Genomic DNA, 15,221 nt, shown 5'->3' on the forward strand with positions numbered 1-15,221 from the left:
GCAGGAGAAAGACGGTGAGTCTCGACCCGCGCAGCGTTGTCCACGCTGCGCGCGGTCGGCAAAGGAGAATTCGGAACGAGGAGCCGCGCGGCACGCGGTTGAGGATCAGCGCGCCGCCTTGCCGTTCCCGCGCGCGCGGTCAGCAACCGCGCGCGCTACGACCTCAGCCGTGGCGCTTGGCGAAGTCGGCCATGAAATCGACCAAGGCCTGCACGCCCTCGATCGGCATGGCGTTGTAGATCGAGGCGCGCATGCCTCCGACCGCCCTATGCCCCTTCAGGGCCAGCAGGCCAGCGGCCTCGGACTCCTTCAGAAAGGGCTTGTCGAGCGCGTCGTCGTGCAGGGTGAACGGCACGTTCATCCACGAGCGCGCGGAGACTTCGACGGGGTTGCGGTAGTAGCCGTTGGAACCGTCGATGGCGCCATAGATGAGCTCGGCCTTGGCGCGGTTGCGCTCGGCCATGGCGGAGAGGCCGCCCTGCTGCTTCAGCCACTTGAAAACGAGGCCCGCGAGATACCAGGAAAAGGTCGGCGGGGTGTTGAGCATGCTGCCATCCTTGGCCTGGGCGGCGTAGCTCAGCACCTTGGCGATATTCGCCGGCGGTGCCGGGATCAGATCCTCGCGGACGATCAGCACGACCAGGCCCGAGGGGCCGATGTTCTTCTGGGCGCCGGCGTAGACGATGCCGTGGCGGGCGATGTCGATCGGCCGCGAGAGGATCGTCGAGCTGAAATCACCCACCAGCGGCACGCCGCCGGTGTCCGGCGTCTGGTGGAACTCGACGCCGTGGATGGTTTCGTTCGGGGTGTAGTGCACGTAGGCCGCATCGTCGCCAAGCTGCCACTCGCTGCGCGCGGGAATCGCAGTGAAGTTGCCTGCTTCCGAACTGGCGGCCACGCGGGTCTTGACGTAGGGCTTGCCCTCGGAGACGGCCTTCTGACCCCAGGCGCCGGTGACGATGTAATCCGCACTGCGCTCGGGCGAAGCGATGTTCATCGGAATCTGCGCGAAGTGCTGGGTGGCACCGCCCTGCAGGAACAGCACTTTGTAGTTCGCCGGCACCGCGAGCAGCTCGCGCAGGTCGCGTTCGGCTTCTTCCGCTGCGGCCACGAAGGCCGCGCCGCGGTGGCTGACCTCCATCACCGAGGCGCGCTCGCCGCCCCACTCAAGGAGTTCTTCCTGCGCTTGGCGCAGCACGGGTTCGGGCAGCGCGGCGGGGCCGGCGCTGAAGTTGTAGGTACGCGACATGCTCGGGGGCTCCACAGGATGGGAAGAAACCGTGAATCCGCCGGAGGCTAGCATGCTGCCCTGCAGCACGAAAGGGCGATGGCGGGCATGTGCAAAGTCGTCGCCCAGCGCCTCCATGGCGGCCCGTCCAGCCCGCACGGCGCAGTGCGGAACACCCCCCGGCTCTCGCCCCGCAAAGGTTCTCGGCAGCGGCATCGCGGTGCTACCCTGCGACCGATTTCCGCCCACTTCGCTGACTCCATGGCTCCGTCCTTCGACAATCCCACCACCCAGCGGACGGTGCTGAGCCCGGGGCCCGCGGCTCCCACCCAGCAGCGCGCCGCCTGTCTGGTGGTCATTCACGGCGAGGGATTGGGCAAGCGAGTCGACGTCGAGTTGGACCCGGTGCTCGTCGGGCGCGCGCCTGAGGCGAAGCTGCATATCCCGCATCCGAGCGTTTCGCGCCGCCACTGCGAGGTCTGGCGCGAGGGAGACAACTACCGCCTGCGCGATCTGGGTGCGACCAATCAGACGCGAGTCAACGACCAGCCCTGCGCCGAAGCGCTGCTGACTGACGGTGACCACATCACCGTCGGCGAGATCCTGCTGAAGTTCATCAGCCACGCCAGCCTGGAAGCGCGATATCACGAAGAGGTCTACCAGCTCGCCACCCACGACCCGCTGACCGACCTCTACAACCGGCGCCACTTCGCCGAGCAGGTCGACATTGAGATCGCGCGCGCGTTGCGGCACGGCCGCCCCTTGAGTCTCTGCATCGTCGATGTCGATCTGTTCAAGCCCGTCAACGATCGCTACGGACACATCGCGGGCGATAGCGTGCTGAAGCAGATGGCCTCGATCCTGCGGGGCCAGGTTCGCCGCGAGGACCTGGCGGCGCGCATCGGCGGCGAAGAGTTCGCGGTGCTGCTGCCGGAAACCGCCGTGGCTGGCGCCGAAGAGTTTGCGGAGCAGTTCCGCGGCGCTGTGGCGGGCACGCTGTTCCACCCGGGCGGTGAAGCCCAGCACATCACGGTCAGCGTCGGCATCGCCGAACTGCGGCCCGATCGCGGCGACCGTTCACGCCTGATGCGCGCAGCCGATGCGGCGCTCTATCGGGCCAAGGACGAAGGGCGAAACCGGGTGTGTGTGGAAGCCTGAGGAGCCGGGATTGGGGATTTGGGATTGGGGATTCGAAAGAGCGCATTCGGTGGGCTGACGGCCGCGCTTTGTCTACGGCTTGATGATGATCGAGCTGTCGCTGAGCTAAGCCTCGCCCGCTCTGACGAATCCCCAATCCCCAATCCCCGCCTCACCGATACCGCCGATCCACATACTCCTCGATGATGCCGATGAACTCGGCGACGATGCTGTCACCTCTGAGCGTCGTCGCCTTCTCGCCGTCGATGAAAACCGGGGCCACCGGGGCTTCGCCGGTGCCGGGCAGAGAGATACCGATATTGGCGTGCTTGCTCTCGCCGGGGCCATTGACCACGCAACCCATCACCGCCAGCGTTAGATTCTCGACGCCGGGATGCTTGAGTTTCCATTCCGGCATGCGCCCGCGCACATGCTCCTGCACTTCTTTCGCCAGCTCCTGGAAGAACTCACTGGTGGTGCGGCCGCAGCCCGGGCAGGCGGTGACCAGCGGGGTAAAGGCGCGCAGGCCGAGTGTCTGCAGCATTTCCTGCGCGACCACTACTTCCGTGGTGCGCGACTGCCCCGGCTCCGGCGTCAGCGACACACGAATCGTGTCACCGATGCCTTCCTGCATCAGGATCGCCAGGGCCGCTGTCGACGCCACGATGCCCTTCGAGCCCATGCCAGCCTCGGTCAGGCCGAGATGCAGCGGGAACTGAGAGCGTCGGGCGAGATCGCGATACACCGCGATCAGATCCTGCACGCCAGAGACCTTGCAGGACAGGATGATGTTCTCGGACGAAAGGCCGATCTCGACGGCGCGCTCAGCCGAGTCCAGCGCCGAGCGGATCAGGGCCTCGCGCAGCACGCGGGCGGCGTCCCAGGGCTCGGCACGCTCGGCGTTCTCATCCATCAATCGCGCCGCCAGGTCCTGGTCGAGCGAACCCCAGTTGGCGCCAATGCGCACCGGCTTGCCGAAGCGGATCGCGAATTCGATCAACTGGGCGAACTGGGTATCGCGCTTGCGGCCGAAGCCCACGTTGCCCGGATTGATGCGGTACTTGGCCAGCGCCTCGGCGCACGCGGGCTCGTCCGCCAACAGCTTGTGACCGTTGTAGTGGAAATCGCCGATCAGGGGCACCTCGATGCCCATCATCGCCAGCCTGTCGCGTATGCGGGGGATGGCGGCAGCGGCTTCCGGCGTATTCACCGTGATGCGCACCAGCTCGGAGCCGGCACGCCACAGCTCGCCGACCTGCTTGGCCGTCGCCGCGACGTCGGCAGTGTCCGTATTGGTCATCGACTGCACCACGATGGGCGCACCGCCGCCCACGTCAACGCCGCCCACGCGGGCGCGGAGCGTGCGCCGACGCTCGATCACTTGCACTTCGGACATTCAGATCACCGGGCTTTCAGGGGCGGGAGAGCGGTCGGCGCGAAGCAGGACGTAGTCACCCGCCTGTTCCACCGCCGCAAGCCCGCGAAAGGATACCGTCTCGATGCCCGGCGTTGATTCGAGCCCATCCTGATCGAGAGGAAGGCCGACGACTTCGATGCGACCTGCGTTGACGTCGATCAGAGCGGGCGCCAGCAAATGCTGGGACGGGCTCTCCGGCTCGCGCAGCCAGCGCAAGGCGATGCCGCGCTGCGGTGGCTTGGGCGTGCCAAGCAGATCCAGCGTTCGCAATCCCACCGCAGCCGCGCGACGCGCGAGCAGCTCGATCCCTGCGTCCACCGAGCCATCACCGTGATAGCGCATCCAGCGCACCACGCCGACCATCCAAAGCGGGTCGTCCTCCTCGTGCGCGATGGTCAAGCCCAGCACCTCGCCCACGCGGATGCGAATGCCGGTCTCGCGCGGCCACAGCAGACGGTAGCCGCCCAAGCTCTGGTCCAGCACCTGACCGCGCACGCGGCTCGCCTTCACCGTCTCCTGGGTGGCCTGGGCCCAGCTGGCGTGTGGAGCAGCACCCACGCGATGGCCGGTGACCTGGTGCATGAAGGCATCGAAGTCCTGCTCGCCGGACAGAAAGTAGTGCAAGCCCGATAGCCCGATGACCGTATCCAGCGAATGCGTGGCGCCAAGACGTCTGGCCCTGCGTGCGGCGGCAGTTCCCCAGCCCGCTCGCAGACGCCGCAGAAGCTCGGCGGGAGCGTCCATCGATTTGCGCTGACGCTTGAGCCTGAGGTGGAGCTGTTCAACTCCCACACTCTGCAGGGGGCCTTCAAGCTGGCTGCGCAACGGCGTCAGATCCAGCCACAGCACCTGCGCGGCAGCGGCCTCGCGCTCCTCGGGGATGTACCCCGGGCCCCGGTCGGTAGACACCGGCAAGGCGAAATCTTCCTTGCCGGTTTGAGCCTCCTTCAGCTCAAGCTCGCCCACCAGATGGCGGCAGATCGGCCACAGGTCGCTCTGTTCTCTCTGACTGAAGCGGAAAGGATTGGACAGTGCGAGCAGCACCGACTGCAGGTACACCTGTTCGACGCTGCTGGCCCCAGCCTCGGACGGCTCGGCCACGGTCTTGCTGGCGAGCCCTGCGGAGCGTGCGAAGCGGTACACCGAGTGCAGGCCAAACCAGGTGCCGGGAAGCGGCATGCGATACAGGAAGTAACACAGCGACAGCAGGCGCGCATGGTGCAGTGCCGCGCGCAGCAGCAGCTGCGAGACTGAACCACGGCGCAGGAAGGACACCGCCCCGGCCGGCGCCAAGGTCTCCTGGGAGGCCGCACGGTATCCGTTGGCGAGTTCGCGATGCAGGTTCAGGCAGGCCTCGGCCGCCTGCGACGCCTGCACGGAGAGCGGGAAAGAACTGGTCTGCAGCTGTCGATCAAGGAATTGCAGAGCCTCCAGCACCGCCGGCCGAATCAGATCCAGAATCACTGCGCGCTGGTTGCCCTGCAGGGCGCGCTGGCGCAGCTGGACGAAAGCATCCGCGAGGCGCGCCAGGGTGACCTGCGGGTTTGCTCGAGGAAGCTCCTCCACCCAACGCGCTACGGCCTTGGCGTCCGAAGGAAAGCTGCCAACGGCGGCGCTGGAACGCTCGGGAAGCTGCTCTCCCAACTGCTGATACGGCTCTGACATGCGTGCACTGATCCTCGTAGGCCGATCGGGTGTCCACGGACGCGGGTTCGGGTTGGGCCTGCCCGCCTGCCCGCGCGCCGGCCGGCAGTCTAGCAGCGGGGTGACTGGCTTCCGTCGGCACGGCCCGCGGCGACCCGCCCGACGGCGGCACGGGCCGACTGCAAGGTCTCCGCAACCGGCGGGGCCTGCAGGCGATGCGCGCGGAACACTCACCCAAGGGCAATGCAAGGTCGTTGCCGCCCGGCGGGAGAATGCGCGTCGAAACATCGACACCGCGCCAAGACAGCGCGCTCGATGCGCATGCGGAGGGCGCGCACTGCGGTTAGCATGCGGGGCCCCGTATCTGCGCACGCGACGTTTGAATCCGAACCCGCCCCACTCCGCTACGCCGCCCTGCCTGACGCCGAGCAGCCTCAACGCGCTTGCCCGCGATCTGCTGGAGGGCGCTTTTCCGCTGGTGTGGGTGGAGGGCGAGCTGTCCGGCGTCTCGCGACCGGCCTCGGGGCATCTGTATTTCAGCCTCAAGGACGCCCGCGCCCAGGTGCGCGGCGCGCTGTTCAAGCAGCGCAGCCTGCGGCTGGCTTTCACGCCCCAGGACGGTCAGCAGGTCTTGGTGCGTGGTCGACTCTCGCTGTACGAGCCGCGTGGCGACTATCAGCTGATCGCCGAACACATGGAGCCCGCCGGCGAGGGCGCTCTGCGCCGCGCGTTCGAGGCGCTGCGTGCGCGCATGGAAGCCGAGGGCCTGTTCGCGGACGCACGCAAGCGCCGCGTACCGGTGCCCCCGCGAAGGCTTGGCGTTCTGACTTCGCCCACGGGAGCCGCGGTGCGCGATGTGCTGAGCGTGCTGGCGCGACGATTTCCGCTCATCGAGGTCGAGGTGCTGCCGGTGCCGGTACAGGGCAAGGACGCGCCGGCGCAGATTCGGGCAATGCTTGAGCGCGCGGACGCCAGTCAACGCTACGACGCACTGCTGCTGACCCGCGGTGGCGGCTCTCTCGAGGATCTGTTCGCCTTCAACGACGAATCCTTGGCGCGCTGTATCGCCGCACTGCGCACGCCGCTGGTCTCCGCGGTCGGTCACGAAATCGATTTCAGCATCAGCGATTTCGTGGCCGATCTGCGCGCGCCCACGCCCTCGGCCGCTGCCGAACTGCTGGTGCCAGACCAAGCCGAGCTGCGCACCCGCCTGGCCCAGCTGCGCAGCCGGGCGCAGCTCAGCCAGACGCAGCGCGCTCAGCGCGTCGGCCAACGTCTTGACCAGCTTGAACTCCGCCTGCGGGCGCAAGCACCGGCGCTGCGTCTGCGGCGTCTGCGCGAACGCTTGCTGGCGGCCGCTGCACGCTTGCCGGAATCCGAAGCGCGAGCCCGTGCACGGCTCGCCCAGCGCAGCCTGCGCCTCGGCCAGCGACTCGATCAGCAGAATCCCGCGCTGCGCCTGCGCCGTGAACGCGAGCGTACAAGGGCGCTGCTCTCACGCCTGCAGAGCGCGCTGGAGCGACGGATGCACGCTCAGCGGCTGCGCGCGAATCTGCTCGCACGCACGCTCTCCGCGGTCAGCCCACTGGCGACCCTGGGTCGCGGCTACGCGATCCTGCTGGACGCCGACAGCGGCCAGGTGCTTGCGCGTCGCGCGGACGCCCTGCCCGGCCAGCGTCTCACCGCGCGCCTCGCGGACGGTGAGCTCAGCCTGCGCTGCGACTCGGCCTGACATGCGCTTTCTCGATCCGGAATCCACCGGCGCCGGCCCCGCGCACGGACTGGCCGCCGAACCCGAGGACGGCGTACTGATGCAGCGCTTCGCGAACGGCGACATCGGCGCATTCGAGCAGCTTTATGCCCGCCATCGCGGCGGCCTGATGCGCTTCCTGCAGCGCGGACTCGGGCGCCGCGAGACAGCGGAAGAGTGCTTTCAGGAGGTCTGGAGCCGGGTGATCTCGGCGCGTGAGCGCTACCAGCCGGAGGCTCGCTTCGCGACCTGGCTGTACCAGATCGCCCACAACCTGCTGATCGACCAGTACCGCCGCCAACGCCCCGAGCTCAGCGTCGAGATCGTGCCGGACGCCGCCGAGACCGGCGATAACCCCTTCGCAGGCTCCGACACGTTGACGCCCGAGGAGCAGCTCAGCGCCTTCGAGCAGGCGCGCCGCCTGCAGGTCGCGCTGGGAGAACTTCCCGACGAGCAGCGCATCGCCGTGCAGCTGCGCCTCGAACAGGAACTCAGCCTCGAGGAGATCGGCGTCATCACCGGCGCCGGCCGCGAAACCGTCAAGTCCCGGCTGCGCTACGCGCTGGACAAACTGAAGGATCGGCTGCGCCGATGAGCACACCACTTCCGCCGCCCGGGCAGGTTCCCACCCCCAGCGCTTCCGCCGCCGCGAAGAGCGTTGCGCCCGCACGGCGCGCGCTGGATGCGGAAGAGTCGGCAGTAGCCACAGCACTGCAGGCCCTGCCGGTGAGCGAGCCCTCGCCAGAGCTCGACGCGCGGGTGCTCGCCATGGCGCGGTCCGCGCTCGCCGCAGACGCGGGGCATCGACAGCGCCCAGCGGCTGCGGCGCGCACCCGGCGCAGCCCGCGCGCGCTTTGGTGGCTGGGCAGCGCGGCGGGCGCGGTGATGGCCGCGGGCATCGGCTGGCAGCTCGGCGGCGACTCGCATCAGGCCGAGCGCGCGCGAGCGGAGTCCGCAGCGGGCGACGCGGGTCATTCCGCTGCAGCCCCAGCCTCGGACGACAGCGCAGAGTTCGAGGTGCTGATCATTCCTCGCGCCAGCACGACGGCCGAGGACAGCCAGACGGAGAAGGCAGCAGGCGCGCGCGAAAGCAGTCCACCGCCCGCGACCGAGATGGCGCGAATGGCGGCCCCCGCGCCGCCGCCGCCGTCGCTTCAGGAGACTGCGCCCCCCATGAGCACGGCGCCCGCACCCGCGGCCCCCGCGCCCAGCGAACCGCAGCCGGGCGCAGCGCCATCGCAGGCCGCCGGATCGAGGTCGAACCTCGCCGAGCGCGTGCAGTCGTCGCCGGCGCCTGGGGAGCCATCGCTGGACCAGGTCGTTGTCACCGGTGCGCGCCTCTCGCCCGCGGACTTCCCGCCGGTCGCACAGGATTTCCGCCTGAAGCCGGAGGACTGGCTGCAGCGCATTCGCGAGCGGCGCGACAGCGGCGATACCGACTCCGCACGGCGCAGCCTGCTGGATTTCATGCGTGCTCATCCCCAGCGCGTTGTGCCGCGCGATCTGCGCACCCTGCTGAACGAAGCACCGTGACGCGCTGGACTCTGGCCGCAGCCAACTCGCTGGAGCTGGTAATCAAGCGCAGCCGCTTCCGCTGCCACGCCGCGCCCGTACGCAGCGGCGATGAGGCCCTCGCGTTCCTGCGCGAGGTGTCCGACCCCGGAGCGACCCACAACTGCTGGGCCCTGCGCTGCGGCGATCTGTATCGATCCTCGGACGACGGCGAGCCGGCGGGCACAGCCGGGCGCCCGATCCTTGCGGCCATCGATGGCCAGGGTCTCGACGGCGTCATCGCCGTGGTGACGCGTTGGTACGGCGGCATCAAGCTGGGTGCGGGCGGATTAGTGCGCGCCTATGGCGGCTGTGCTACGGAGTGTCTGCGCACTGCAACGAAAGCGGCGGTCATCACGAAGCAGAACGTGAAGCTGAGCTGCAGCTTCACGGATCTGGGGGAGGTCCACGGTCTGCTGGGTCCACATGGGGTGGAAAAACTCGACGAGCACTACGATGCGGACGGCGTGCTGCTGAGCCTGCGCGTGCCGAGCGACCGCATCGAGGCACTGACCTATGCGCTGCGCGAAGCCAGTCGAGGACGGCTGCAGCTGAGCGCTGCCAGCAGTTCACCCGAGTCGAACGCTTGAGTGCTGCGCACTTCGGCTAGCCAGCGCGGCTCGTGCCCCGGTCCAGCGAAGTTTCGCCTCAGCGATTCTCACGCGGCAGGAACACCCTCAGCGAAGCCAGCAGGCCGCCGTCAATACGCTCCACAAGAGCGACCGGCTGTCCATCCGGCCCGATAGCGGCGTGCGCACCGGCGGCGAGCGCGTCGAAGCCTGCCGGTCGCTGACCTCGTCGCACCTGGGCGGCTTGGTCGGCGTCGAGCTCGACCCGCTGAAAATCCACCAGGCCGGCTTCCAGCGGCAGCAACCACTCGGGTGCAGGCTGCGTGGCCTCGGCCTCGATCTGATCGAGACCCACCATTCTGGGACTGCGGAAGGGGTCGACCCAGAGCCGGCGTAGTGCCAGCACGTGAGCTCCGCAGCCCAGGGCTTCGCCGAGATCGCGCACCAGCGAACGCACGTAGGTGCCGGAGCCGCATTCGACGCGCAGGCGCAGGTGCTGTCCTTCGACGGCCGTCAGATCAAAGCGATCCACCTGTACAGGTCGTGGTTCAAGCTGCAGCGACTCTCCGCGACGCGCGCGCACATACAGGGGCTCACCGCCGCGCTTCAGCGCCGAGTAGATGGGTGGCACCTGCAGGATCGCACCACGCAGCGATACCAGTGCCGCCTCGATCTGCGCGGCATCAAGCGCAGGCACGTCGCGTTCGCGAAGCGGCTGACCGTCGGCGTCATCGGTGTCGGTAGTGACTCCCAAGCACGCCACGGTTTCGTAGGCCTTGCGCGCGCCCAGCAGATGTCCGGCGATCTTGGTGGCCTCGCCGAAGCACAGCGGCAGCAGCCCGGTCGCGAGCGGGTCCAATGCGCCGGTATGGCCTCCCTTGTCGGCGCGAAGCAGGTGTCGTGCGCGCTGCAGCGCTTGGTTGGAGGACAAGCCTGCAGGCTTGTCGAGCAGGACGATCCCGTCCAGCCGACGCCAGACGGTGCGCGCCTGACGCGACATGGGGCGTTACTCCGACCCGCGCAGCAGGGCGTCGATACGCTCGCCGCGGTCGACCGAATCGTCGTAGTGGAAGTGCAGCTCGGGCACTGAACGCATGCGCACCCGCTTGCCCAGCTCCATGCGCATTTCCTTGGCGAGTTCCTTCAGCGCCTTGAGCGCTTCTTTGGCGCGCTCCGGCTGCAGGGCCGTAAAGAAGATCTTGGCATGTGCCATGTCGCGGGTGACTTCCACATCGGACACGCTGACAGAAGGCAAGCCGTGCTCACGCACAGCTTCATGCACCAGCTGGCCGACCTCACGGCGGAGTTGTGCGGAGACGCGGTCGGTGCGGGTGAAGCTGCGTTTCATTGAGAGCCGGGATTGGGGATTCGGGATTGGGGATTCGGAGAAGCGGGTCGCTGTACACACCTGGCTGGACTACGGGCGTGAAGCCGGAGAGGATCAGGCGCATTCGCGATCGGGGCCGGAACGAATCCCGAATCCCCAATCCCGAATCCCGGCTTCAAAGCGTGCGCTGGACTTCGATACGCTCGTAGCACTCGATCTGGTCGCCCGGCTTGACGTCGTTGTACTGCTTGACCGCGATGCCGCACTCGGTGCCCATGCGAACTTCTTCGACGATGTCCTTGAAGCGGCGCAGCGATTCCAGCTCGCCCTGGAAGATGACGGTCTGGTTGCGCAGCACGCGGATCGGCTTGTTCCGGCGAACGACACCCTCGATGACGATCGAGCCGGCGACCGCGCCGAACTTCGAGCTGCGGAAGACTTCGCGGACCTCGGCGACACCGATGATCTCTTCGCGCACTTCCTTGCCCAGAAGGCCCGAGGCCACCTGCTTCACCTGGTCGATCACGTCGTAGATGATCGAAAAATAGCGCAGGTCGAGGCCGTTGGCTTCGATCACGCGCCGCGCCGCAGCGTCCGCACGGACATTGAAGCCGATCACCACCGCCTTCGACGCTGCCGCAAGAGTCGCGTCGGACTCGTTGATGCCGCCGACGCCGGAGGCGATCACGTTGATGCGGATCAGCTCGTTCGACAGGCCGGTGAGCGAATCGCGCAGCGCCTCGACCGAGCCCTGGACATCCGCCTTGACGACCAGGTTCAAGGTCTGCTGGCCTTCGCCCTGGCCCATCTGGGCCATGATGTCTTCCATGCGGTTGCCGGCTTGCTTGACCAGGCGCGACTCGCGCTTCTTGGCCTCGCGCTGCTGCGCCACGTCCTTGGCGAGTCGCTCGTCCTCGACCACGACGAAATCGTCGCCGGCATCCGGCACGCCCGACAGACCCAGCATGACGACCGGGATCGAGGGCGTGGCCGACTCCACCTGACGACCGGCTTCATCGAACAGCGCGCGCACGCGGCCGTACTGCGTACCGCACACCACGAAATCGCCCTTCTTGAGCGTGCCGGTCTGCACCAGCACGGTCGCGACCGGGCCACGTCCCTTGTCCAGCGCGGATTCAATGACTGCGCCGGTCGCGCGACCATCGATCACGGCACGCAGCTCCATCACTTCCGCCTGGATCGAGATGGCGTCCAGCAGCGTATCGATGCCCGTACCGGCTTTGGCCGAGACCGGAACGAACTGGGTGTCACCACCCCACTCTTCCGGGATGACCTCGTGATTTGCCAAACCCTGCTTGACGTTGTCGGGGTTGGCGTCCGACTTGTCCATCTTGTTGATCGCGACGATCAGCGGAACGCCCGCGGCTTTCGCATGCTTGATCGCTTCCACCGTCTGCGGCATCACGCCGTCGTCGGCGGCGACCACTAGCACGACGATGTCGGTCAACTTCGCGCCACGGGCACGCATCTGCGTGAATGCAGCATGGCCCGGCGTGTCGAGGAAGCTGATCACGCCCTTCGGCGTTTCGACGTGGTAGGCGCCGATGTGCTGGGTGATGCCACCGGCCTCGCCAGAAGCGACGCGGGTGCGGCGGATGTGGTCAAGCAGAGAGGTCTTGCCGTGGTCGACGTGACCCATGATGGTCACCACCGGCGGACGCAGCTCTCCTTCGCCGCTGTGTTCGGCGTGGGCGATCAGGGCGTCTTCGACGTCGTTTTCGTTGGCGCGCACCGCGGTATGGCCGAGCTCTTCCACGACCAGTACCGCCGTGTCGTGGTCGATGGTCTGGTTGATGGTCGCCATGACGCCCATCTTGAACAGCGCTTTGACCACCTCAGCGCCCTTCAGCGCGAGTTTCTGGGCCAAGTCGGCGACCACGATGCTGTCGCCGATCGCGACTTCGCGCGTCATCGGCGCCAGCGGGCGCGAGAAACCATGCGTGCCGCCACCCGAGCGCGACGCTTCCTGGCGACGCTGGCCCGGCTTCTTGCGCGCACCGCGCCGAGCTACGCCGGCGTCCGAAAGATGCAGCTCGCCGCGGCCGAAGCGCGACCCGGCATCGTCATCACCACCGGGCCGGGCGGGCGCGCCACGCGCGGGACGGGCGCGACGGTCATCGCGACGCGCTGCGCCCGGGGGCGGGGGCGGCGGCGCCGAACCGGGGCCCGGCGGACGCATGCCCGGGCGCGGAGGAGCCCCCGAGGGGCGCGGTGCGCCTGAGCCCGAGGGCGCTCCCGAACGCATCGGAGGGCGCGAAGACGGCGTATCGCTGCGCGATGGCGGGCGCGAGGAGGGCGCGCTGGGGGCAGAGCTGCGCACCGGCTGCGACGGCGCGGCAGGCGCTGCCGTCACCGGTGCTGGGCTTGCTGGGGCTGCAGGGACCGCCGGAGCCGAAGAAGGCGCTGCCGCCTGGGTCGGTGCGGGTGAAGGGGCCGGCTCGGGCGCGGTCGCTTCGACCTTGGCAGGCGCTTCCTGCGCGCGTCGATGGGCCTCCGCTTCCTCGCGCAGGCGTGCTTCTTCCGCCGCCTTTCGCTGTTCAGTTTCGCGACGAGCAGTTTCCTCGGCCTCCTGACGAGCCTGCGACTCGGCCAGCAGACGCTGGGCCTCCTCGCGACCGGGATCGTCTGTGGCCGAGATTTCGCTGCGCTTGACGTAGGTGCGCTTCTGACGCACCTCGACGTTGACCGTCGTCTTCTGTTTGCCGGCTGCGACCGTGATCTCTTCGACCTTGCGGCGCTTCAGCGTGATCTGGCGGGGAGCCGCCGTCTCCTCAGGCGCATCGGTCTTGCCGTGCGTGCGGCGCAGGAAGCCAAGCAGCTTCATCTTCTCCGCGCTGGTCACCACCTGGTCGGGCCCGCTGAAGTTCATGCCGGCCTCGGCGAGCTGCTCCAGGAGCTTCTCAACCGGGGTGCCCGTCAACTTGGCGAGGGTGCGTACCGTAACTTCCGACATGTGGCTTCCTAAGGATTCATGGGCCCGGCCGCGCCGCGCACGGGCGTCAAGCCGTAAATTCTACCGCGACGAGGGCGTCCGCGCCCGAAGCGCGAACGCGCGCTGCGCGCTCATTCGAACCAGTGCTTGCGTGCTTCCATGATCAGCTTGGCCGCACGCTCAGCGTCCAGCCCTTCGATGTCGCTGATCTCGTCGACCGCCATCTCGGCGAGATCGTCGCGGGTCGAGATTCCGCGCGCCGCCAAGGCGTAGGCGATCGCGTCGTCGATACCTTCTAGCGACAGCAGATCTTCCGCCGGCTTGTGCTCTTCGAGCTGCTCTTCTGCCACCAGGGCTTCCGTCAGCAGAGCGTCGCGGGCGCGGGCTCGGAGCTCTTCGACGATGTCCTCATCGAAGCCCTCCACCGCAAGCAGCTCACCGGCGGGCACGTAGGCAATCTCCTCGAGCGTGCTGAAGCCCTCGCTGACCAGGATGCCAGCGATCTCCTCGTCGACCTCCATGCGGTCCATGAACAGCCGGCGGGCGCTTGCCTGCTCGGCTTCGCTCTTGGCAGCCACTTGGTCCTGGGTCATCACGTTGAGCTGCCAACCGGTCAGCTTGGACGCAAGCCGCACGTTCTGGCCGCCTTTGCCGATCGCCTGGGCCAGCTTGTCCTCGGCCACCGCAATATCCATCGAATGGCGCTCTTCGTCGACGATGATTGACTGCACCTCGGCCGGGGCCATCGCGTTGATGACGAACTGGGCCGGGTTCTCGCTCCATAGCACGATGTCGATCCGCTCGCCGTTCAGCTCGTTGCTGACGGCCTGCACGCGCGAGCCGCGCATGCCGATACACGCACCGATCGGGTCGGTACGAGTGTCGTGCGCGATCACCGCGATCTTGGCGCGATCGCCCGGGTCGCGTGCAGCACCCTTGATTTCGACCAGCCCCTGGCCCACCTCGGGCACTTCCAGCTTGAACAGCGCCATCATGAATTCAGGCGCCGCGCGGCTCACGAAAAGCTGCGGACCGCGCGCTTCCGAGCGCACATCGTAGAGATAGCCACGCACGCGATCTCCCGGACGCAGGGTGTCGCGCGGAATCGACTTGTCCTTCGGGATGAAGGCTTCGGCGTTGCCACCGAGATCAACATAAACATTGCCGCGCTCGACGCGCTTGACGATGCCGGTGATCAGCTCGCCCATGCGGTGCTTGAACGCATCGACCACCTGGGCGCGTTCGGCTTCGCGCACGCGCTGGACGATGACCTGCTTGGCGGCCTGCGCCGAGATGCGTCCGAAGTCGACGTTCTCGACCTGCTCCTCGATGAAGTTCCCCACCTGCGCATCGGCCTTGATGTCGACTGCATCCATCAGGCGGATCTGATGGTGCGGCGACTCCATCACCACGTCATCGGCCACCACTTCCCAGACGCGGAAGGTCTCGTAGCTGCCGTTGGCCCGGTTGATGGAGACGCGCATCTGCACGTCCTCCTCCGGGTACTGCTTTTTGGCGGCAGAGGCCAACGCAGCTTCGAGCGCATCGAAGATCACGCCGCGCTCGACGCCTTTCTCGTTGGCAACGGCTTCGGCAACCAGCAGCAGTTCTTTGCTCATCGTCGTGTCTCCGGCAGGCGCACCAG

General features: G+C 67.7%; 12 protein-coding genes. 5 read left to right on the forward strand and 7 right to left on the reverse strand.

What is annotated here, in order from left to right:
* Nucleotides 1–163 precede the first annotated feature (163 nt).
* Nucleotides 164–1,249 (reverse strand): 3-phosphoserine/phosphohydroxythreonine transaminase, encoded by a 1,086-nt coding sequence (serC, locus tag H4O13_06490; protein MBE5315036.1) that lies wholly within the window; start codon nucleotides 1,247–1,249, stop codon nucleotides 164–166.
* 240 nt (nucleotides 1,250–1,489) lie between these two features.
* On the opposite strand from serC, the gene H4O13_06495 reads away from it, so the two are divergent.
* Nucleotides 1,490–2,386: a GGDEF domain-containing protein gene (locus tag H4O13_06495; GenBank protein MBE5315037.1), complete on the forward strand. Its 897-nt coding sequence runs from the start codon at nucleotides 1,490–1,492 to the stop codon at nucleotides 2,384–2,386.
* A gap of 151 nt (nucleotides 2,387–2,537) precedes the next feature.
* Here H4O13_06495 and ispG read toward each other — a convergent pair whose 3' ends face one another.
* Together ispG and H4O13_06505 are read right to left on the reverse strand one after the other, a co-directional pair.
* Nucleotides 2,538–3,761, reverse strand: coding sequence for a flavodoxin-dependent (E)-4-hydroxy-3-methylbut-2-enyl-diphosphate synthase (gene ispG / locus H4O13_06500; protein ID MBE5315038.1), 1,224 nt, complete (start codon nucleotides 3,759–3,761; stop codon nucleotides 2,538–2,540).
* Complete coding sequence (locus H4O13_06505) at nucleotides 3,762–5,447, reverse strand: hypothetical protein (protein MBE5315039.1); 1,686 nt, start codon at nucleotides 5,445–5,447, stop codon at nucleotides 3,762–3,764.
* Here H4O13_06505 and H4O13_06510 point away from each other — a divergent pair.
* The 4 genes from H4O13_06510 to H4O13_06525 are packed head-to-tail and all read left to right on the forward strand — an operon-like array spanning nucleotide 5,446 to nucleotide 9,317.
* Nucleotides 5,446–7,158 carry an exodeoxyribonuclease VII large subunit gene (locus H4O13_06510; GenBank protein ID MBE5315040.1) on the forward strand — a complete coding sequence of 571 codons (1,713 nt, stop codon included), beginning with the start codon at nucleotides 5,446–5,448 and terminating at the stop codon, nucleotides 7,156–7,158. The two genes, H4O13_06505 and H4O13_06510, sit on opposite strands and share 2 nt — an antisense overlap.
* A 1-nt stretch (nucleotide 7,159) precedes the next feature.
* On the forward strand, nucleotides 7,160–7,771 hold the full coding sequence (locus H4O13_06515) for an RNA polymerase sigma factor (GenBank protein MBE5315041.1): 612 nt from the start codon (nucleotides 7,160–7,162) through the stop codon (nucleotides 7,769–7,771).
* Entirely contained in the window at nucleotides 7,768–8,709 is a 942-nt protein-coding gene (locus H4O13_06520; protein MBE5315042.1) for a hypothetical protein, read from the forward strand. The genes H4O13_06515 and H4O13_06520 overlap by 4 nt, the downstream gene beginning before the upstream one ends.
* A gap of 11 nt (nucleotides 8,710–8,720) precedes the next feature.
* On the forward strand, nucleotides 8,721–9,317 hold the full coding sequence (locus H4O13_06525; GenBank protein ID MBE5315043.1) for a YigZ family protein: 597 nt from the start codon (nucleotides 8,721–8,723) through the stop codon (nucleotides 9,315–9,317).
* A gap of 58 nt (nucleotides 9,318–9,375) precedes the next feature.
* Here the strand turns inward: H4O13_06525 and truB are convergent, their stop codons facing one another.
* The 4 genes from truB to nusA form a co-directional block, all read right to left on the reverse strand.
* On the reverse strand, nucleotides 9,376–10,296 hold the full coding sequence (truB, locus tag H4O13_06530; protein ID MBE5315044.1) for a tRNA pseudouridine(55) synthase TruB: 921 nt from the start codon (nucleotides 10,294–10,296) through the stop codon (nucleotides 9,376–9,378).
* Between the two features lie 6 nt (nucleotides 10,297–10,302).
* Entirely contained in the window at nucleotides 10,303–10,644 is a 342-nt protein-coding gene (gene rbfA, locus H4O13_06535; GenBank protein MBE5315045.1) for a 30S ribosome-binding factor RbfA, read from the reverse strand.
* A gap of 154 nt (nucleotides 10,645–10,798) precedes the next feature.
* A complete protein-coding gene (infB, locus tag H4O13_06540) occupies nucleotides 10,799–13,597 on the reverse strand; it encodes a translation initiation factor IF-2 (GenBank protein MBE5315046.1) in 2,799 nt (932 codons plus the stop codon).
* A 110-nt stretch (nucleotides 13,598–13,707) separates the two neighbouring features.
* The gene (nusA, locus tag H4O13_06545) at nucleotides 13,708–15,195 is read right to left on the reverse strand and encodes a transcription termination/antitermination protein NusA (protein MBE5315047.1); all 1,488 of its coding nucleotides are present in this window, start codon (nucleotides 15,193–15,195) and stop codon (nucleotides 13,708–13,710) included.
* Nucleotides 15,196–15,221: the final 26 nt, after the last annotated feature.

Source organism: Lysobacterales bacterium, from assembly GCA_014946745.1.
In the GTDB taxonomy this organism is placed as follows: domain Bacteria; phylum Pseudomonadota; class Gammaproteobacteria; order Xanthomonadales; family Xanthomonadaceae; genus Aquimonas.